Raw genomic sequence first — 20,017 nt, 5'->3', positions numbered from 1 at the left:
GAAACGGGAAACGCTCAGCATGCGCACACTTCGTCTGACCATGGCCCAGGCCCTGGTTCGCGCCATGGCCGCCCAGAAGACGGTGCTGGAAACCGACACCGGCGAGGAGAAGATCCTGCCCTTCTTCGGTGGCGTCTGGGCCATTTTCGGCCATGGCAATGTCGCGGGGATGGGAGAGGCGCTGTATGGACTGCGCGACCGCCTGCCCACCTTCCGGGCCCATAACGAGCAGGCCATGGCGCATGCGGCCATCGCCTATACCAAGGCGCTGCGCCGCCGCCGCGTGATGGCCTGCACCAGCTCCATCGGTCCGGGCGCGCTCAATATGGTCACGGCTGCGGCCGTCGCCCATGTCAATCGCCTGCCGCTGTTGCTTTTGCCCGGTGATGTCTTCGCCAGCCGGCGGCCGGACCCGGTGCTGCAGCAGATCGAGGATTGGGCTGACGGCACGGTCAGCGCGAATGACGCCTTCCGCCCGGTCTCCCGCTATTTCGACCGCATCACCCGGCCCGAGCAGATCATCCCGGCCTTCGCCCGCGCCATGCAGGTGCTGACCGATCCCACGGATTGCGGGCCGGTGACGCTGGGCCTGTGTCAGGACGTGCAGGCTGAAGCGTACGACTTTCCGGTCTCCTTCTTCGAGGAGCGGGTCTGGGCGCCGCGCCGGCCGCGCCCGGATGCGGCCGAACTGGCGGCGGCGGTGACGCTGCTGCGGGACGCGAAACGTCCCTTCATCGTCTGCGGCGGCGGCACGCTGTATGCCCAGGCCGAGCAGGATCTGGCGGCTTTCGCGCAAAGCCATGGCATCCCTGTGGGTGAGACCCAGGCCGGCAAATCCGCCCTCGCTGTCACGCACCCGATGAATATGGGCGCGATCGGCGTCACCGGCACGGCGGCCGCGAATACCATGGCCGCTGAAGCCGATGTGGTGCTGGCCGTCGGCACAAGGCTGCAGGATTTCACAACCGGTTCCTGGGCGCTGTTCCAGGGAGAGGGTGCCGGCGGCGGGCGGCGCATCATCGGCCTCAACACCCAGCTTTTCGATGCCGGCAAGCATCACGCCCAGCCGCTGGTGGCGGATGCCAGGGCAGGGCTTGGCGAACTCGGCGCCGCACTCGGCGCATGGCGGGCCGATGCGTCCTGGACGGCGCGGGCCGAAGGGCAGAAGGCGGCCTGGGCCGATGTCGCGCGGCGCTATACGGATGCGCCGGAGCCGGTCGCCAATGCGCTGCCCTCGGACGCGCAGGTGATCGGCGCGGTGCAGCGCCAGGCACAGAGTTCCGATGTGGTGCTGTGTGCGGCCGGCGGCCTGCCGGGCGAGTTGCACAAGCTGTGGCTGGCGGGTCAGCCCGGCGGCTACCACATGGAATACGGCTTCTCCTGCATGGGCTACGAGATCGCGGGCGGGCTGGGCGTGAAGATGGCGCAGCCCGAGCGCGAGGTTTTCGTCATGATCGGCGACGGGTCCTATCTCATGCTCAATTCGGAAATCGCGACCTCCGTCATGCTGGGCCGCAAGCTCATTCTGGTCATTCTCGACAATCGTGGTTTCGGCTGCATCAACCGGCTGCAGCATGCGACCGGCGGGGCAGGGTTCAACAATCTGCTCAAGGACAGTGCCCATGAGGTGCTGCCCGAGGTGGATTTCGCGCTGCATGCGCGGAGCCTCGGCGCGGTGAGCGAGAAGGTCGAGACCCTGGCGGGCTTGGGTGAGGCTTTGGCGCGGGCGCGGGCCAGCGACCGCACCTATGCGATCGTGATCGATACTGACCCGCTGCCGTCCACGGATGCGGGCGGCCATTGGTGGGACGTGGCGGTGCCTGAAGTCTCGGAACGCGCCGAGGTGCAGGCCGCGCGGGAAGCCTATCTCGTGGCGCTCAGCCGCCAGTTCGTCGGCAATTGATAGGAAGGGCGGGAGATCACCCGCCCGCGCGGAAAGAGAGACGGAGAGACAATGCCCATTCGTATCGGCGCCAACCCCATCTGCTGGGCCAATGACGACATGCCCGAGCTGGGCGGCGACACGACGCTGGAGACCATTCTGAGCGAGGCCCGCCAGATTGGCTTCGAGGGGATGGAACTCGGCAAGAAATTCCCCCGCACGCCGGACGGGTTGAAGGCCGCGCTCGCCCCTTATGGCCTCGCCTGCATCTCCGGCTGGTATTCGGCCAAGCTGCTGACGCGCGATGGGGCAGCGGAGTTCGCTGCCGCGCGAAACCACCTGAACCTGCTGAAGGCGCAGGGTTCCACCGTCATGGTCGTCTGCGAAACCTCCAACACCATTCAGGGGGAGATCGACACGCCCCTGTCGCGCCGGCCAACACTGTCGGGCGATGAGTGGAAGACCTTTGGCGACCGGATGACGGAATTCGGCGACCTGCTGGCGGCCGAGGGCATGCGCATCGTCTATCACCATCACATGGGCAGCGTGGTGCAGAGTGCGGAGGATATCGACGCTTTCATGGCCCATACCGGCCCGTCGGTCGATCTGCTGCTCGATACCGGCCATGCCGTCTGGGGCGGGGATGATCCGGCCCGGCTGGCCGCGCGCTACCGCGCCCGCATCGGCCATGTCCATACCAAGGATATCCGGGCCGCGGTCCGCGCGCAGAGCGAGGCCGAGGATTGGAGCTTCCTTAAAAGCGTCCTGGGCGGCATCTATACCGTGCCGGGTGACGGCACGATCGACTTCCGGTCGATGTTCCGCGCGCTGCCTGGCTATTCCGGCTGGGTGGTGCTGGAAGCCGAGCAGGACCCGGCGAAAGCCAATCCCTTTACCTATGCGAGCCTCGGCTATGCCAATCTCCGCACCTATCTCCGCGATGAGGGGCTGATCTGATGGCATCGAGACTTCTGCTGCATCCGCATGCGCCGGACCGGGACGGGTTCATCCACCACATCACCCCGGCCTCGGCCGGCTGGGGCTATGTCGGCTTTTCCGTGCTGCAACTGCCGCCGCAAAAGGTCGTCTCCCGTCCGACCGAAGGGAATGAGGTCTGCCTCGTCGTGCTGTCGGGACGCGTGCGCATCAGCGCGGGCGATGTCGATTTCGGCCTGATGGGGGAGCGCGACTCGGTCTTCGACGGCCTGCCCTGGTCAGTCTATATCCCCGCCCGCTCGAGCTGGACGGTGGAGGCTGAAACCCCGGCCGAGGTTGCGGTCTGCGCCGCGCCCGCCGAGGGCAGGCTGCCCGCCCGCATCATCCCGCCCAGCGAAGTGGGGGAGGAGGTGCGCGGCAAGGGCACCAATACCCGCCACGTGCGCAATATCCTGCCCGATACGGCCACCGCGGAATCGCTTCTGGTGGTCGAAGTGGTGACGCCCGGTGGCAACTGGTCTAGCTACCCTCCGCACAAGCACGATATGAACGACCCGCCGCGTGAAACCTATCTGGAAGAGACCTACTATCACCGTCTCAAGCGCGGAACGGGCTTCGCCCTGCAGCGCGTCTATACCGATGACCGCTCTCTCGATGAGACGATGGCGGTCAGCGACGGTGATGTCGTGCTCGTCCCCCGCGGCTACCACCCGGTCGGCGCGCCGCACGGGTTCGACCTGTTCTACCTGAACGTGATGGCGGGGCCGGTGCGCGAATGGCGCTTCACCATGTCCCCCGATCACGCCTTCCTCACCTGGTAAGCCCGTGCCTTTGAAAACCCTACTATGCAGGCCGTCTAACCCGGTTTTTTGCGCTCCGGTGCTCACGGCCTCTTACGGCCGCTCCGCTCCGGTGCTCAAAAGTCCGGGCCAGCCGGCTCAGCCTAGCGGGTTTTGAAAGGCACGTTCCTCTTTGGAGACCATCATGGACATCGTTCAGCACTATATCGGGGGCAAGCTTACCTCCGGGACCTCCACCCGCACTGCCAATGTCTACCAGCCGGCCGATGGGTCGGTCGCCCGCCAGGTCGTGCTGGGCACGGTCGCCGACGTCGATACCGCGGTGAAGGCGGCCGAGGCCGCTTTTCCGGCCTGGGCCGCAACCCCGCCGCTGGCCCGCGCCCGCGTCATGTTCCGCTTCCGCGACCTGATCGAGCAGAATGCCAAGAAGATCGCCGCCATCATCACCGATGAGCATGGCAAGGTTCTGTCCGATGCGCTGGGCGAAGTCACCCGTGGCATGGAAGTGGTGGAATTCGCGACCGGCGTGCCGGAACTGCTGAAGGGCGATTTCACGGAGCAGGTCGGCCGCGACATCGACGCCTATTCCATGCGCCAGCCGCTGGGCGTCTGCGCCGGCATCACGCCCTTCAACTTCCCGGCGATGGTGCCGCTCTGGATGCTGCCGACCGCGCTCGCCTGCGGCAATTGCTTCATTCTCAAGCCGTCCGAGCGTGACCCTTCGGCTTCGCTCTTCATCGCCGATCTGCTTAAGCAGGCCGGTCTGCCGGACGGCGTTTTCGGCGTGGTGCATGGCGATAAGGAAGTGGTGGATGCCATCCTGGAGCATCGCGGCATCCATGCCGTCAGCTTCGTCGGCTCGACCCCGATCGCCGAATATATCTACACGACCGGCACCCGCAACGGTAAGCGCGTGCAGGCGCTGGGCGGCGCCAAGAACCACGCCATCGTCATGCCGGATTGCGATCTGGACAAGACGGTCGATGCGCTGATGGGGGCGGCTTACGGTTCGGCCGGCGAGCGCTGCATGGCGATTTCGGTGGCCGTCGCGGTCGGCGGCATCGGCGACAAGCTGGTCGACACACTGGCGCCGCGGGTGCGCGCGCTGAAGATCGGGCCGGGCACCGACAACAGCAATGAGATGGGTCCGCTCGTCACCCGCGCGCATCTGGACAAGGTCAGCGGCTATGTCGATGCCGGTGTCGCCGAAGGCGCCAAGCTGGTCGTCGATGGGCGAGGACTCAAGCTGCAGGGTTACGAGAACGGCAATTTCATCGGCGGCACGCTGTTCGATGACGTGACGCCCGAGATGAAGATCTACAAGGAAGAAATCTTCGGGCCTGTTCTGGCGGTCGTCCGCGCCGACACCTTTGACGCCGCGCTGGATCTCGTGAACACGCATGAATTCGGCAACGGCACCGCGATCTTTACGCGTGACGGCGACTCGGCACGGACCTTCGCGACCAAGGTGCAGGCCGGCATGATCGGCATCAATGTGCCGATTCCCGTGCCGATGGCCTTCCACAGCTTCGGCGGCTGGAAGCGCTCGCTGTTCGGTGACCACCACATGCATGGGCCGGAAGGCATTCGCTTCTTTACCCGCTACAAGGCGGTCACCTCACGCTGGCCGACGGGTATCCGTGCCGGTGCGGATTTCATCATGCCAACGCTGGGCTGAAGGGATGGGCGGCCACGGATCTGACACGCAGGCGTGGCCGTTTTACTGCACCGCAGCGAGGCGGCGGATCTGCGTCTGATGGCCGGACCACTGCGCTGTCAATGTCTTGACTTTGCCGTGGGGGGTGCCAAACCTCGCGCGAGACGAAAGTCAGGGCAAATGCCCGGGGAGGCAGGAAATGACCAGCGAGACGACAAATGTGCCGACCACTGCAGCTTCGGGTGACACTCGTCCGGCTGGACGGTCTGCGGCTCTTGAGATGCGTGGTATCAGCAAGACCTTCGGCTCTGTTCGTGCCCTGTCCGATGTTTCCCTCACCGCCTATTCCGGCGAAATCCATGCCCTGATGGGTGAGAACGGCGCCGGCAAGTCGACTTTGATGAAGATCCTGTCGGGCGCCTATCACGCCGATCCGGGCGGAGAAATCCGCATTGACGGCAAGCCGCTGCAGATCGGCAGTCCGCTGGCCGGCCGTCGCAGCGGCATCGCCGTCATCTATCAGGAACTCGCACTCGCCCCCAACCTGACGGTGGCTGAGAATATGTTCCTAGGCGAGGAATTGCGCCGCCATGGCATGATCGATCGTGCCGCGATGAATGCGGCGGCACAGCCCTTTCTCGACCGTCTGGCCGCGCCTTTCAGCCCCGCGTCGAAAGTCGCCTCCCTGTCCATTGCCGAACGCCAGCTGGTGGAAATCGCCCGCGCGCTGGCCGGGCACCCGCATATTCTGGTCATGGATGAGCCGACGACGGCGCTTTCCGCGCGGGAGGCGGAGAAGCTCTTTACGATCATCCGAACTTTGAAGGCGGAAGGTATCGCTATCATCTACATCAGCCATCGTATGGCCGAGGTCTATGAACTGTCAGACCGGGTCAGCGTTCTTCGCGATGGCAGCATGGTCGGCACGCTGATGCGGGATGAGCTTAATCCGCAGACGCTGGTGCGCATGATGGTCGGGCGTGAGTCCTCCTCTTTCTATAAGAAGGAGCATCGCGCTCCGGTCAGCGGTCGCAAGATCGCGCTGGAAGCGCGCAATATGGATGATGGTGATCGCGTCCATGACTGCTCCTTCAGCGTGGCCGAAGGCGAGGTGCTGGGGATTGCCGGTCTTGTCGGGTCCGGGCGCACGGAACTCGCGCGTCTCATCTATGGGGCCGATCCGAAAAAGCACGGCCAGGTTTTCGTCAATGGGCAGGAGCGGAGCATTCACAATCCGCGTGATGCGATTGATGCCGGCATCGTCTATCTGACGGAAGATCGCAAGGCGCTCGGCCTGTTCCTGGACATGAGTATCAATGGCAACGTCAATATGAACGTGATCGGCCAGGATGCGCGGCTGGGCGGGGTGCTGAACCTCGCCGCGGCCCGTCGTCGCGCGGCCGAGGCCATCAAGACGCTTGGCGTGCGCGCGCCCAATGCCGATATCAATGTGGGCAGTCTTTCCGGTGGCAACCAGCAGAAAGTCCTGTTGTCCCGTCTGCTCGAAACCAATCCGCGTGTGCTCATTCTCGATGAGCCGACGCGCGGCGTCGATATCGGCGCTAAATCCGAAATCTATCGCATCATCGATCAATTGGCCCGCACGGGTGCCGCCATCGTGGTCATTTCCAGCGAATTGCCGGAGGTGATCGGCGTATCGGATCGCGTCGTCGTCATGCGTGACGGCTATCTGGTGGGCGAAGTCGTCGCCGAGGCCGATGCACCGATCACGCAGGAAGCCATCATGGAGCTGGTGACCGGGCTGGCCGGCGCCGAAGCCGCCTGACCCAAGCCTTCTTCGCCCTGTTTGACACTTTTTGTGCCGTCAGCCTGGGTGTATAGTTCTGGATATTGCCCGTAGCGACGGGTTTGCGTGTGATTGTTGCGACAGGCTTAACGCCCGGCCGGGCGACCGGGTCGCGCTTTACGCGAAACGACTGAGTGGTGAGGAAGTTTTATGGCTGAAGTGGCGAGTGAACCCGTGGGCTCACGGCAGGTGTCGATTTCGAATCAGCAACGGGTGCGTAATTTTCTGCAATATGCAGGCATGCTGCCAGTTCTGATCATTTTGTGCATCGGCTTTGGTATTGAGAACGGGCGTTTCTTTAGTCTGACGAATGCCTCCATCGTTCTGCAGCAGGCGGCCATCAATACTGTTCTTGCGGCCGGCATGACCTTTGTCATCCTGACCGCCGGTATCGATCTCTCGGTCGGCTCCATCCTGGCCGCGTCCGCCATGGGCGCATTGATGGTGTCCTTGATTCCAGACATCGGCATGCTTGGCATCGTCGCCGGCCTGCTGATCGGTCTGGGCTTCGGTGCGATCAACGGTTTCCTGATTGCAGTGATCCGGCTGCCGCCCTTCATCGTGACCCTGGGATCGCTGACGGCCGTGCGCGGCATCGCCCGCCTGCTCGGTGCCGACCGGACGGTGTTCAATCCCAGCCTGCCGTTCGCCTTCATCGGCAACGCGACGCTGTTTGGCGTGTCTTGGCTTGTCATCATCGCCATGATCGTCGTGCTGATCTCCTGGTTCATCCTGCGGCGCACCGTGCTGGGCACGCGCATTTATGCGGTGGGCGGCAATCCAGACGCGGCGCGTCTGACCGGCATCAAGGTTGGCCGTATTCTGATGTTTGTCTATGCGACCTCGGGCCTGCTGGCCGGGCTTGGCGGCGTGATGTCGGCCTCGCGCCTTTATGCAGCGAATGGCCTGCAGCTTGGCCAGAGCTACGAGCTGGACGCGATCGCCGCGGTCATCCTGGGCGGCACCAGCTTCACCGGTGGTATCGGGTCGATCTGGGGCACGCTGGTCGGCGCGCTGATCATCGCCATCCTGACCAATGGTCTGGTGCTCTCGGGCGTCTCGGACATCTGGCAGTTCATCGTCAAAGGCCTGGTGATCATCGGTGCCGTGGCGCTTGACCGTTACCGGCTGGATCATAAGGGTCGCACCTGATCCGATCCACATTCAGAAATTCGCGTGCGGGGACGGCTTGATCTCCGCATGAGGACACGTGACGAAAAACCAACAATGCTCTCAAGTGGGGAAATACAATGAAGCTTGCACGTTATGGACTGTCGCAGATCGCGCTCGGTGCGGTCATGGCCGCCGGCATTTCCGGCGCCGCGATGGCAAAAGACATCACGACCGTGGGCATTACCGTGGGCTCCCTCGGCAATCCCTATTTCGCGGCGACCGATAAGGGTATCGAAGCCAAGGCGAAGGAAATCACCCCGAACGCCAAGACGATCGCCGTCTCGTCCGATTACGATCTGAACAAGCAGTTCACGCAGATCGACAATTTCATCGCGGCCGGCGCTCAGGTGATTATGGTCAATGCGGCTGACCCGGTGGCCATCGCCCCGGCGCTGCTCAAGGCGCATAACGCCGGCATCGCGATCGGCGCTTTCGACGTCGCCGCGACCGGCGCCGACGTGACGGTGATGACGGATAATGTGAAGGCCGGCGCCCAAGCCTGCCAGTACATCCTTGATCACGTGAAGAACAAAACCGGCAATGTCGTCATCGTCAACGGCCCGCAGGTCTCCTCCGTCATCGATCGCGTCAAGGGTTGCGAAGATGTTCTGAAGACCGCGCCGGGCATCAAGGTTCTGTCCGACAGCCAGAATGCCATGGGTTCGCGCGATGGCGGCTTCGCATCCGGCCAAAGCCTGCTGACGCGCTTCCCCCAGATCGACGCGGTTTTCGCGATCAACGATCCGACCGCGATCGGGTTTGAGCTGGCGGCCAAGCAGCAGAACCGCAAGGAGTTCTTCATCACCTCCGTCGACGGCGCGCCCGATATCGTGCCCGAGATCAAGAACAAGGACGGTCTGATCAAGGCGTCCTCCGCGCAGGACCCCTACGGCATGGCTGCGAAGGCCTATGCCTATGCGGTTGACGTCGCCAACGGCAAGGCGCCCCCCTCCAAGATCATTCTGCTGTCCCCGACGCTGGTCACCATCGACAATGTTGACAGCTACAAGGGTTGGGACCCGACCGCCGCGACGAAGTAATCTGTCTCGCGACCGCCTTTAGTCAAAACCGCTCCGGGCTTGCCCGGGGCGGTTTTTTCATGAGCGTCAGAGTTTCACCCAGGCTTCGCTGCGGGATGACAGCAGCGCCGCGTCGATGACGCGCTGCACCTCATAGGCCTCGCGGAAATCCGCGAAGGGTTTTTCGCCGCCGGCCAGGGCGGTCAGAAAATTTCGGATCTCAATGACTTTAAGATCGTTGAAGCCGATCTGATGCCCGCCGGCGACGCAGAAGGCGCCGTAGGGCGGATGCTGCGGGCCGGACAGGATGGTGCGAAAGCCATTGCGCGTGCGATCGGCCTCCACCTTATAGTAGCGTAATTCATTGAAGCGCTCCTGGCTGAAGACGAGCGCACCTTTCTCCCCGATCACCTCAAATTCCAGCTGCATTTGGCGCCCTGACGAGAGCCAACTGGTCTCGATCGTGCCGCGGCAGCCGCGCGCGAAGCGCAGCAGCAGCCGCGCCTGGTCGTCGACCGCGACGGCGCGCATTTGATCAGGCTGGCCGGGCAGGGGGCGGCGATCGATCACCGTCTCGACATCCGCGCAGACAGCACTGATCGGTCCCAGCAGGAAGCGCGCCATGCCGATGATATGGCTGCCGATATCGGCGAGTGCGCCCGCACCCCCGGCCGGGTCCAGCCGCCAGGTCCAGGGGGACTGCCGGTCGATCATGAAGTCTTCGGCATGGATGCCGCGAAATCCCCAGATCTGTCCCAGCTCGCCCGCCACGATCATGTCGCGGGCCAGGATCAGCATCGGATTGCAGATGTAGTTGAAGCCGACCTGGGTCACTACTCCCGCGCGCTCGGCGGCCAGCGTCATGGTCAGCGCCTCGTCGGCCGTGGGTGCCAGCGGCTTTTCACAATAGACGGGCTTGCCCGCGGCAATGGCCGCGAGGGACATCGGCGCATGCAGCAGATTGGGCGCCGTGATATCGACGACATCGACCGCAGGGTCTGCCACCAGCGCCCGCCAATCTGCCGTCGCGCGGGCAAAGCCGAAACGCGCGGCGGCGGCGGCGGCCTGCGCTTCGGTGGCATCGGCCAGCAGTTCCAGCACGGGGGCCACGGGCAGATCAAAAACGCCGCCGACGCTGCGAAAGCCCAGTGCGTGGGTGCGGCCCATAAAGCCGGAACCCACCAGACCAATTCGGATTGCTTTTTTCATTATTCTTTTCCGTTGGAACGCAGGGTCTATTTTACACCAAATCGCCGTCCCGTCATGCGGATTTGGGAAAAGACCGGCCTCATGGCAAAAGTGCTGTGTTGGAACGGAGAACGCGCGTGGCGGATGGCATCAAAAGCAGCTGGAATTTTTGTAGTGACAACGTCGCCCCGGTGGCGCCGGAGATCCTGGCGGCTCTGGTCGAGGCCAATCAGGGCAATGTCTCGTCCTATGGTGCCGATTCCTGGACCGAGCGGCTGACCCAGGCGCTTGGCCGTATTTTCGAGAAGCCCGATCTGGTCGCTTTTCCGGTGGCGACCGGGACCGCCGCCAATGCGCTGGCACTCAGCACCATGGTGCCGCCCTATGGCGGCATCATCTGCACCGATGACGCTCATATCAATACCGATGAATGCGGCGCGCCCGAGTTCTTCACCGGGGGCGCCAAGCTGCTCGCCGTGCCGGCGCCCGATAGCCGGCTGACCCCGGCCCAGATCACGGCGCGGGTCGAGGCCGCCCGCGAGCATGGCGTGCATGTGGTGCAGCCGCATGCCATCAGCATCACCCAATCGACCGAATGGGGTGCGGTCTATGGCCTGGACCAGATCCGCGCCATCGGCGATGTGGCGGCGCGCCACAAGCTGGGCCTGCATATGGATGGCGCGCGCTTCGCCAATGCTGTGGTCCATCTCGGCTGCTCCCCGGCGGCGATGACCTGGAAGGCGGGCGTGACCTCGCTCTCCTTCGGGGCGACCAAGAATGGTGCGATGGCGGCGGAGGCGGTGATTTTCTTCGATCCTGCTCAGGCGAGGGGCTTTGCCGAGCGGCGCAAGCGGGCGGCGCATCTGTGGTCCAAGCAGCGTTTCATGAGCGCGCAGCTGCTGGCCTATGTAACGGAGGATCTTTGGCTGCGGAATGCACGCCATGCCAATGCCGTCGCGCAGATTTTTGCCCGCGGCCTGCCGGCCATTCCCGGCGTGCGCCTGCTGCATGCGGTTGAGGCGAACGAGGTTTTCGCGGTCCTGCCCGAAGGCGTCGTGGCCGCCCTGGAGGCAGAGGGATTCGGCTTCTACCGCTGGCATGCGGAGACCTCTGCCGGCGAGGTCGCAATCCGCCTGGTCACGTCCTATGCCTCGCAGCCGGACGCGGCTGAGGCATTGGTGGCGGCCGCCGCCCGGTTCGGCAATCGCTGAGGTTACGGCGTCCCGCCGGTCGGCACCGCTGTGATCGAGTTGAAGGGGCTGCCTTCCTTGATCCGGCTGCTGATGACGACGTAGAGCAGAACCTTCTTGTCCGGGTCTAGCAGCCGGTAGACCTCCAGCGTCTTGAAGAAGACCGAGAGGGAGCTGGTGAAGATCCGCTGCTTTTTGGGCAGGTTGGCGGGCCAGGAGACGGGGCCCACGGCGCGGCAAGCGATGGAGAAGCGGGACGGGTCCTCGGCCAGGCCCAGGCTGCCCTTCACGCCGCCAGTCTCGGCGCGCGAGACATAGCAGGAGACCTTGGGCACGTCCGGGTCGTCATAGCGGTCGACCACGACGCGATCATTGGAGCCGAGCAAGCGAAAGGTCGTATCGACGCCGCCAATGCGGGTCTGCGCCTTTGCCGCCGTGCCGGTCAGTAAAAGCCCCATTATCAGGGCTGCTGCCAAACGTTTCATCGGAAATCCCCCGCCATAGTCCTGTATCACGGGGATGGCTTTACCATGGCGGATGCCACTGCGTCGCGGCGGTCATCCGGGGTACGACTGCCTCTGGAGCGGCGCGCCTATTCCAGCTCTTCCGCCATCACCTGCTTCACATTCACCGTATTGCCGCGCCAGACATAGTCCTGGCGCAGCCAGGCGACGATCCAAAGCGGCGGCAGCAGGAAATCGCGCAGGGCGCAGGCGAGCAGCATGCGGGACGAGAAGTGCCAGCCGGCGATGCGCGCCAGCAGCGCCTCGGGCCCGAACCAGAGGGCCGCGAGAACGGCTGCGACCACCGCGACGTTCACATTCGCGTCCCAGGCGGCGTAGATGCCCGCGACCATGGGGAAGAAGGCGCCGGTCAGAAGTTCCAGCAGATAGACGGCGGGAAAGGTCTTGCGGCGGAGCATGGCCCAGCGGGCCTGCCGGGACCAGACTTCCGGCAGGCTGCGGCGGCCAAGCGGCTGGCTGAACGGCGCATCGACCAGATGCACCGACAGACCGGCCTGGCGCACCAATTTGGTGAAAGCGGCGTCTTCGGCGATTTCGGCGCCGAGCGTCTTCAGCAGACCACCGCCTGCGTCCACGATATCCCGCCGCATGAGCATGGACTTGCCCTGAGCAAAGCCCTGGCCCAGGCTTTCGCCGACATATTGCCAGCGGGCCTGGAAGGTATTGAGGAAGGCGCATTCCAGCTCGGCCGAGAAATTGCCGGGGCGCGTGCCGATGGGCATGGAGCAGACCAGTCCGGTCTTCTCCGTCCAGCGGCCCATCATCTGCTGGATATAGTCAGCAGGCATCAGCACATTGCTGTCCGCCATGATGATCCAGGGATTCTGCGCCGCGTCCCAGCCTTTCAGGCAGTTATTGAGCTTGGGATTTTTCGTGCGGCGTTCCTGCCCGATGAGCAATTGGGCCGAAACTTCGGGGAATTTTTCCATGAGGTTATAGACGAGGCCTGCCACGGGGTCGTTGCCGTCCTCCAGGCAGAAGATGATCTCATAGCGCGGGTACGTGAGCATGAAGGTGGAAGCGAGGGTTTCCCGCTCATAATTATTGATCCGGCAGAGCGGCCGGATGATGGTGACCGCGGGGATCTCGGCCGCCGCCATGGCGGGTTTTGCCCGCGGGCGCAGCCGCACGGCCGCCACGATCATCGCGCCCAGATTGACGGCCGTCGCCACCAGGCAGAAGGCCGCGGCACAGAATGTGAACGTCATTCGCGAAACAACTCCGGGCTCGGACGCATCGGGAGGCCGGCCCACGCGGCGTGAGTCGGAAAGCCCTTGTTTTGAGCCAGATCGCCTTTGCTTTGTCCAACGCTTCCGGTGGATTTCGCGTTACAGACGCAAGACATTCGCGGCCGCCGGGCCTGGGCTGGCCGTGCCGACGCCCGGTCTCCCTCACGCCCAGTTGAGGTCGTCAGGCCGGATTTCGCCTGCCCCGCGGGTTACGGCACCGATCCACGCGTGTACATGACGCGTTCATATCGTCAGGAGGTGACATGCGTCGGAACGCTATCGTGCTCGCAACTCTCTCGCTTGCCGGATGCGGCTATGGTGCTTCGCGGGACGCGCATCTGGCGCAGAGCAGCATGATCGGCATGAGTGCGGCCGATTTGCTGGCCTGCGCGGGTCCGGCCGCCAAGTCGACCAAGATCAACGACAAGGCGCATGTCGATACCTATACCTACAACCCTGCGGCTACGGGCGGCCTGACGCTGACATTGCCGCTCAGCCTGGGCGGCGTCGCCCTGGGCGGTTCCGGCACGGGTTGCATTGCCAATGTCCGTGTCGTCCGCAACACCGTCACCGAAGTGCATTATACCGGCCCGAACGACATGACGATCGGCAGCGATGGCGTCTGTGACCCCATCTTCCGCGGCTGCGTCCGCCAGCCGGAAGCGACGATGCAGCCGGTCACCGGCCCCGATTATGACCAGTCCTCGGCCTTCCATTCCCCTGCCGTGCCGCCGCAGACGCGGGAGAGCGAAGACATGGAGGCGACCACACCCGCCACCATCACGCCGCCGAAGAAATAGCCCCAGACGCGCGTGACGCGTATCGATGGCAACACAACGATACGCGTCACCCGGTGTCTCAGGTCAGTTCAAGCAGCAGCCCCGCGATGAGCTTCGCGCGTTCGGCGAGGCTCGCTATTTCGACATGCTCGGTCAGGGTATGTCCGCCGCCGCCGACCAGGCCGAGACCGTCCAGGCTGGCGATGCCGAGCGCGCCGGTGAAATTGGCGTCCGACCCGCCGCCGGCGCTGTGATGCGGCAAGGCGAGGCCGAGCCGGGCGGCCACGCCTTGCGCCGTCTCATAGAGCGCCATGCAGGCGTTATTGGGTTCCCAGACCGGACGCGTCACGGTGCGGGTGGCAGTAAAACGCGTCTCCGGCGTGCTGCCCTGAAGCGCCAGCATGCGGGCCACGCCGGCATCGAGATCGGCCTGCCGCTTGGCCATGCTCAGCGCCTCGCCGGTGCAGGTCGTCGCCACGCAGTTCACCCATTGGCCGCCATGGAGGATGCCGACGCTGAAGGTGCAGTCGGGCGTCGTCATGTCCTCGATGGCCAGAATCTGCCGGGCCATTTCGCGGATGGCGGAGCGGCCCTCGGACAGCGACGCGCCGGCATGGCTCGGGCGGCCGCGGCTTTCCAGATGGAAGCGGGCAATGGCGTAGCGGCCGGTGATGACGCCGCGACCGGGGGCGGCGGGCTCGGGCACCAGGACATAGCGCTGCCGGCGGCCCTCTGCCTCGATCAGATCGCGGGTGGAGGGGCTGCCCACCTCCTCGTCACTGGTGAGCAGAAGCGTGACCGGCAGGGGGCTGGCGAGACCGGCGGCGGCCAGGCCGCGCACGGCTTCGAGCGCCGCGACAGTGCCGCCCTTCATGTCCCAGATGCCGGGGCCGAAGCAGGTGCCGTCTTCCTCGCGCCAGGGCAGATCGGCCAGCGTGCCGATGGGATGAACGGTATCGAGATGCGCCATGATCAGAATGCCGGGCGTCCCCGCTTTGGGATGCGGAAAGCTGGCGCGGAGGCAGTCACCGAAGCCCAGGCGCCCGGGGATACGCTCGACGCGGGCCCCGCTGCTGACCAATTCCCAGGCTGCCAGATCCATCATGCGCCCGACAGCGGCGGGATCATGGGTCGGGCTTTCGCACAGCACCCAGGGCTTCAGGCGGCGCAGCATATCGGTGCTGTCGAAGGGCAGGCGGGAGAGATCCATCGCGGCTTATCCTGTAGGTGAACGGTTTCGAGGCGCGGCCGCAGCCTTGCCGAGCCTGACCGCATAGCCAAGCAGGATTTATGCCTCGGGCGCGGATGGCACGACGCAGGCCGGCGCCTGCGCCGGGTGATGCGGGGGCCTGGACAAAATCGCCTCCCGCGACTGGCATCTCGTTTCGCCGCGGCCATATGCGGACCGGAACGGCACCTTTCGGGCGAGAAGCGGTCTAGTGGCATCATGATTTACGTCTGCACGGTCCATTTTGAAACTGAGCGGTGGATTTCCCGCCAGAATGGCTTCCTGCGGCGCAATCTGGACCGGCCCTACCGCGTGCTAGCCTGCGTGCCCGAGCCGCGGCGGCGACGGGATTTTTATCTCGAAAGCACCTATGATCCGCCGACCAAAATCAGCTTCAACCACGCCGATAAGCTGAACTACCTCGCCCGCATCGTGACCTTGGAAGCGAAGCCCGATGACGTCATCGTCTTTCTGGACGGTGACGCCTTTCCCATCCGGCCACTTGGCGCCTATCTGGAGGAGAAGCTGGCCCGCTACCCGCTGATCGCGGTCCAGCGCCTGGAAAATGACGGCGATATGCAGCCGCACCCCTCTTTTGCCGCGACGACGGTCGGGTTCTGGAACGACATTGCGGGCGATTGGAATCCGGGTTTTGAGTGGGCCGACCGGCATGGCCGGATCGTGACGGATGCCGGCGGCAATCTGCTGCAGACGCTGACTGAACGGGGCGCGGATTGGTATCCGATGCTGCGCTCAAACCGGCGCAACCTGCATCCCCTGTGGTTCGGCCTCTACGACGGCGTCATCTATCATCACGGTGCCGGCTACCGGAAGCCGATTTCCCGGCTTGACCTCAACCGCAGCCAGACCAGCATCGAGGACTATGCCAAGACGCGCGAATACGCGCATTTTTACCGCCTGCAGCAGCGGGTGTTTCGCCGCATGGCCTTCAACAGCGGCTTCTATAAAGCGTTTTTATAGGGTGCAGGCCGGTGCCGGCTAATCCTATGCGCGCGCAACGCGCGGCACGATCACGCGGTCGGGAATGGCGGCCGCGGCATTGCCCTCTAGGAATTTGCCGCCAATCGCCCATCTCTGTTTTGTAACAATCGGAGGAAATCATGCCCATTCTTCTTTGGCTTCTGGGTATTCCCATTCCCATCATTCTGCTTCTTCTTTTGCTTTGGCATTAGGAGAGATTATGTCTTTCACCAGTGCAGATCCCGGACTGCGTGTGACCACGCGTGCTGGCATATCCTGGGCTGCCGTCTTCGGCGGCGCCGCGGTCGCGACCGCAATCACCATCATGCTGGCGGCCGCTGGATCGGCTTTCGGTCTTGCCTGGGTGTCTCCTGTCTCCGGCGACAATCCATCGCCTGTCACCTTTACGGTCGTCGCCGCGATTTGGCTGATCATCGTGCAGTGGGTGGCGTCCTTCTTCGGCGGCTATCTCGCGGGCCGTCTGCGGCCGGCGCTGCCCGATGTGCATCGCCATGAAGTGACCTTCCGTGACACGGCGTCCGGTCTGGTGACCTGGGCGGTCGCGGCACTGTTCACGATCGGTCTCGTGACCTCAGGTGTCGGCTCCCTTGCCGGGTCGCTCGGCAAAGCGGTCGCCTCGGTCGGGGCTTCCGCTGATGGCCACGCATCTGCCGGGATGGCGCAGCCTGGCATGCCGACTGGCTATGACCTCGACAGGCTGTTTCGCCCCAGCCGGAATTCGGCGCAGTCCAGCAGCCCGCAGGCGAAGATGGAAGCTGGCCGCATTCTGGCGACAGCAGCAACCGGACCGGTGAGCCAGGCGGATCATGATTACCTGGTGCAATTGGTTGAGGCGCAAACCGGGCTCGCTCAGCCCGATGCCTCGGGACGGGTGGATCAGGCGATCAGCGATGAAAACCAAATGATCGCCAAGGCGAAGCAAGTGGCCAATGCCGCGCGCAAGGCGGCGGCATCCTTTGCGGCCTATACGTTCTTTGCGATGCTCATTGGTGCCTTCATCGCCAGTGTGGCCGGTGCGATTGGCGGACGTCAGCGCGACACGTTCTGACCCCAGCGCTCTTATATCCCTCCCGTTATGAATAGAGCGGGAGGGATCAATTTTTTGGGGTCATATGACTTGCGCAAAGTCGCGGTAATTCTGTCAAATCCAAGACAAGAATCCCATTCTTTGGCCATGTACTTGGATGCACCAATCATGCGTGCGGTTTATCACGCTTAATTCTGTTGACTCGGGTGCCCTAGTCCTTTGGTGTGGTCGAGCCGCGGCGGCGCCACTGGCTATGTAAGCCGCCGGCCGGGTTTTCGGCGCAGGCAGACATCCGACATTAACCAATCTGTCTTCTTGTCCGCGGCACTTTCCCCAATCAGAGAGCGAATAATCGCTCCCCCCAATCGTCTGACGATGGAAATCAGGGATTTATGTGGTCTCTTGCGGGCCAAATCCGACAATCATGCGCACTTTCCCCAACGCCGAACGAAGCTAGCGATCGACAGATTATCTACGACCCTCGCCCATCGCGGAAGGGTTACCACGCGTCTCGCGGTTAAGCCGTGGGGAAGTTACTAGGGCAAACTTACCGATCGGTTCGGCGGTCAGTGGATGCGGAACGGCCTCTCGTAGCTGTGTAGTCCTACTGAGCGTGCGTTGACCTTGTTCTCGTTGCAAGTGTGCGATTATTCGACGGTCCCGCAGTAGACGCTATCGCAGCCCGCGGCTACCTATTCTCGTGACGAACGAGGAACGGTTTGAATGCGAATCGCTGCGACTAACCATGGCGGGATAGGAGCTTATCCCCACTCGCGTGATTACCTGCCTGCGCTTACGAGCCTGCGGTTCGTGGCTGCCGCCCTTGTGGTCGTCGAGCATACGCGCGATTGGCTGCACTATGGCGGCTGGCTGGCGACGAAGATCGCGCTCGACCAGGGAGTATCGTTCTTCTTCGTGCTATCTGGCTTCATACTGTTTTATAACAACCGCGATTTGCGGGGTGCGTCTGGTGCCTGGCGCTTCATTGTGGCGCGGATCGCCCGCATCTTCCCGGTACATCTCGCCACGCTGTTCCTCCTCGTGACCTTCACTGCCGGACCATGGGGACTATCCGCTGGCCCGACCCTCGCCAACATCACCCTGCTTCAGTCATGGATTCCACTGCCGCAGTATTTCTTCTCCTACAACGCCGTGGCCTGGAGCCTTTCCACAGAGTTTTTCTTCTACCTGATGTTTCCGCTGCTGATCTGGCGTTGGTCACAGACCTGGCACATCAAGCTGCTGGCCTCGCTCGGCCTGACGGCGCTGATGATCGTGCTTACCGACCGGTTGCACCTGAAGCCATTCAGCGGCAGCCAATCCGCGGTCAGCATTGATGCCATGGTCTATATCTACCCGACTGCGCGGCTCTCAGAATTCGTCATTGGCCTAGTCTTCGCCTATGCCTGGGTATCATGGGCAAAACATCTGCATCGTCTGCCAATGCTGTTCGGATCGGCCCTGGAGCTAGTGGCCGTGGCGACCGCCGGCTACTCCATGATCTACCTTCTACTTGACTTCGACCACCTTTATTCGTCCGGGTTCATTTCCTTGGCAATGCTGCGGTGGCTGTCCGCCGCCGGCAGCGCACCGAGTTTCGGGTTACTCATTGCTGTGTTGGCGCTACAGCGTGGCTTCATTTCCAAAGCCCTGAGCTGGCGCCCGTTCGTGTTACTGGGCGATATCAGCTTTGCCCTTTACATGTGCCACACGGTTCTAGAGCACGCATTTCAAGCGACAGGGACGCTGGCGAACTTCGGCGGTCATCTCGCGCAGATCGTGGCCTATTGGACATTCGCGCTTGCGATGTCCTATGCGCTGTTCCGCTTGGTCGAGCAGCCGTGCCGTCGCGTGATCTTCCGCCTTCTGATGACCGACATACGCACCGCACAGCCCCGCAAAGCCGCCATCGCGCCACCTCTGTAGTGTCGGCCAACGGCTAGGCTGCCGTTCGCAACGGCGCCATCGCGGTCTCGATCTGGTCGATTGACATGTTGAACGGCGTCGCTCCGTTGGCGTTGATCCGCAGGGGATTGGCCAGGAAATACGCCTCATCGCAGACCTTGGCCGCGCGATACCGAGGAATCAGCAACGGCCTACCCAGATTATATCCAGGAAATCCATGCGTTGCTGCGGAAGTGTGCGAAACCACGTGCAAAGTCGAAATAGCGGACATCTGCCGACAATACTTGGCAGCGATCCGTCGTGACGTGGTGTGAATGGCCCATGGCGGGCCACGCTCGATGAAGATGAGCACTATGTCTACGCCATAGCCCTATAGGCTGTTGGCCTATCGCCAGGCACGGCTCTCCCTGTCTGGCGCCCTCTGGCAATTACTGCTAAACGTTAGCTTCCGATGGCATGATCGGAAGGGGGCTTTGCCAGTGCCGGACGAAATTCTAACGCTGCCGGAGGTAGCCGCGCTTCTGAAGGTGGCTGAAAAGACCGTCTATACGATGGCCCAACGCGCCGAGATCCCTGCTTTCAAGGTCCGAGGGCAGTGGCGGTTCAAGCGGGCAGATATCGACGGATGGATTGAAAACCAGACCTCCGGGCCGCTCAAGGGCTCCGAGTAA

18 protein-coding genes are annotated in these 20,017 nt (G+C 63.4%); 13 read left to right on the top strand and 5 right to left on the bottom strand.

Annotated features, from left to right (window positions below; genetic code table 11):
* The first annotated feature begins 19 nt into the window (after nt 1–19).
* The 7 genes from iolD to AC3G7M_RS14685 all read left to right on the top strand — a co-directional run bounded on the left by iolD (nt 20) and on the right by AC3G7M_RS14685 (nt 9,295).
* Entirely contained in the window at nt 20–1,903 is a 1,884-nt protein-coding gene (iolD, locus tag AC3G7M_RS14715; protein WP_489212882.1) for a 3D-(3,5/4)-trihydroxycyclohexane-1,2-dione acylhydrolase (decyclizing), read from the top strand.
* Nucleotides 1,904–1,954: 51 nt separating this feature from the next.
* Nucleotides 1,955–2,839 (top strand): myo-inosose-2 dehydratase, encoded by an 885-nt coding sequence (gene iolE, locus AC3G7M_RS14710; protein ID WP_489212881.1) that lies wholly within the window; start codon nt 1,955–1,957, stop codon nt 2,837–2,839.
* Nucleotides 2,839–3,639, top strand: a complete 801-nt coding sequence (gene iolB, locus AC3G7M_RS14705) for a 5-deoxy-glucuronate isomerase (RefSeq protein WP_489212880.1) — start codon at nt 2,839–2,841, stop codon at nt 3,637–3,639. The genes iolE and iolB overlap by 1 nt, the downstream gene beginning before the upstream one ends.
* Before the next feature lie 163 nt (nt 3,640–3,802).
* Nucleotides 3,803–5,296 (top strand): CoA-acylating methylmalonate-semialdehyde dehydrogenase, encoded by a 1,494-nt coding sequence (locus AC3G7M_RS14700; protein WP_489212878.1) that lies wholly within the window; start codon nt 3,803–3,805, stop codon nt 5,294–5,296.
* A gap of 259 nt (nt 5,297–5,555) precedes the next feature.
* Nucleotides 5,556–7,061 carry a sugar ABC transporter ATP-binding protein gene (locus tag AC3G7M_RS14695; RefSeq protein WP_489212876.1) on the top strand — a complete coding sequence of 502 codons (1,506 nt, stop codon included), beginning with the start codon at nt 5,556–5,558 and terminating at the stop codon, nt 7,059–7,061.
* Between the two features lie 261 nt (nt 7,062–7,322).
* Complete coding sequence (locus AC3G7M_RS14690) at nt 7,323–8,234, top strand: ABC transporter permease subunit (protein WP_489212875.1); 912 nt, start codon at nt 7,323–7,325, stop codon at nt 8,232–8,234.
* A gap of 98 nt (nt 8,235–8,332) precedes the next feature.
* On the top strand, nt 8,333–9,295 hold the full coding sequence (locus tag AC3G7M_RS14685; protein ID WP_489212874.1) for an ABC transporter substrate-binding protein: 963 nt from the start codon (nt 8,333–8,335) through the stop codon (nt 9,293–9,295).
* A 66-nt stretch (nt 9,296–9,361) separates the two neighbouring features.
* Here AC3G7M_RS14685 and AC3G7M_RS14680 read toward each other — a convergent pair whose 3' ends face one another.
* Nucleotides 9,362–10,483, bottom strand: a complete 1,122-nt coding sequence (locus AC3G7M_RS14680; protein ID WP_489212873.1) for a Gfo/Idh/MocA family protein — start codon at nt 10,481–10,483, stop codon at nt 9,362–9,364.
* Nucleotides 10,484–10,599: 116 nt separating this feature from the next.
* On the opposite strand from AC3G7M_RS14680, the gene AC3G7M_RS14675 reads away from it, so the two are divergent.
* A complete protein-coding gene (locus AC3G7M_RS14675) occupies nt 10,600–11,673 on the top strand; it encodes a threonine aldolase family protein (protein WP_489212872.1) in 1,074 nt (357 codons plus the stop codon).
* A gap of 2 nt (nt 11,674–11,675) precedes the next feature.
* On the opposite strand, the gene AC3G7M_RS14670 is transcribed toward AC3G7M_RS14675, so the two are convergent.
* Entirely contained in the window at nt 11,676–12,137 is a 462-nt protein-coding gene (locus AC3G7M_RS14670) for a CreA family protein (RefSeq protein ID WP_489212871.1), read from the bottom strand.
* Between the two features lie 107 nt (nt 12,138–12,244).
* Nucleotides 12,245–13,384, bottom strand: coding sequence for a ceramide glucosyltransferase (locus AC3G7M_RS14665; RefSeq protein WP_489212870.1), 1,140 nt, complete (start codon nt 13,382–13,384; stop codon nt 12,245–12,247).
* A 284-nt stretch (nt 13,385–13,668) separates the two neighbouring features.
* Between AC3G7M_RS14665 and AC3G7M_RS14660 the strand changes: the two genes are divergently transcribed.
* Nucleotides 13,669–14,205, top strand: coding sequence for a hypothetical protein (locus tag AC3G7M_RS14660; protein ID WP_489212869.1), 537 nt, complete (start codon nt 13,669–13,671; stop codon nt 14,203–14,205).
* Nucleotides 14,206–14,263: 58 nt separating this feature from the next.
* Here the strand turns inward: AC3G7M_RS14660 and AC3G7M_RS14655 are convergent, their stop codons facing one another.
* The gene (locus AC3G7M_RS14655) at nt 14,264–15,394 is read right to left on the bottom strand and encodes a M20/M25/M40 family metallo-hydrolase (protein WP_489212868.1); all 1,131 of its coding nucleotides are present in this window, start codon (nt 15,392–15,394) and stop codon (nt 14,264–14,266) included.
* Nucleotides 15,395–15,631: 237 nt separating this feature from the next.
* On the opposite strand from AC3G7M_RS14655, the gene AC3G7M_RS14650 reads away from it, so the two are divergent.
* From AC3G7M_RS14650 to AC3G7M_RS14640, 3 genes are all read left to right on the top strand, one after another.
* The gene (locus tag AC3G7M_RS14650; RefSeq protein ID WP_489212866.1) at nt 15,632–16,393 is read left to right on the top strand and encodes a hypothetical protein; all 762 of its coding nucleotides are present in this window, start codon (nt 15,632–15,634) and stop codon (nt 16,391–16,393) included.
* Between the two features lie 220 nt (nt 16,394–16,613).
* Nucleotides 16,614–17,462, top strand: coding sequence for a hypothetical protein (locus tag AC3G7M_RS14645; protein ID WP_489212864.1), 849 nt, complete (start codon nt 16,614–16,616; stop codon nt 17,460–17,462).
* A gap of 702 nt (nt 17,463–18,164) precedes the next feature.
* Nucleotides 18,165–19,367, top strand: a complete 1,203-nt coding sequence (locus AC3G7M_RS14640) for an acyltransferase family protein (RefSeq protein WP_489212863.1) — start codon at nt 18,165–18,167, stop codon at nt 19,365–19,367.
* 13 nt (nt 19,368–19,380) lie between these two features.
* Here the strand turns inward: AC3G7M_RS14640 and AC3G7M_RS14635 are convergent, their stop codons facing one another.
* Complete coding sequence (locus AC3G7M_RS14635; RefSeq protein ID WP_489212862.1) at nt 19,381–19,698, bottom strand: hypothetical protein; 318 nt, start codon at nt 19,696–19,698, stop codon at nt 19,381–19,383.
* A 127-nt stretch (nt 19,699–19,825) separates the two neighbouring features.
* On the opposite strand from AC3G7M_RS14635, the gene mads1 reads away from it, so the two are divergent.
* Nucleotides 19,826–20,017 carry a methylation-associated defense system helix-turn-helix domain-containing protein MAD1 gene (mads1, locus tag AC3G7M_RS14630; protein ID WP_489212860.1) on the top strand — a complete coding sequence of 64 codons (192 nt, stop codon included), beginning with the start codon at nt 19,826–19,828 and terminating at the stop codon, nt 20,015–20,017.

Source organism: Acidisoma sibiricum (assembly GCF_057837225.1).
Note: the sequence above shows the minus strand (reverse complement) of the source record. Positions and strands in the feature narration are given on the sequence as shown.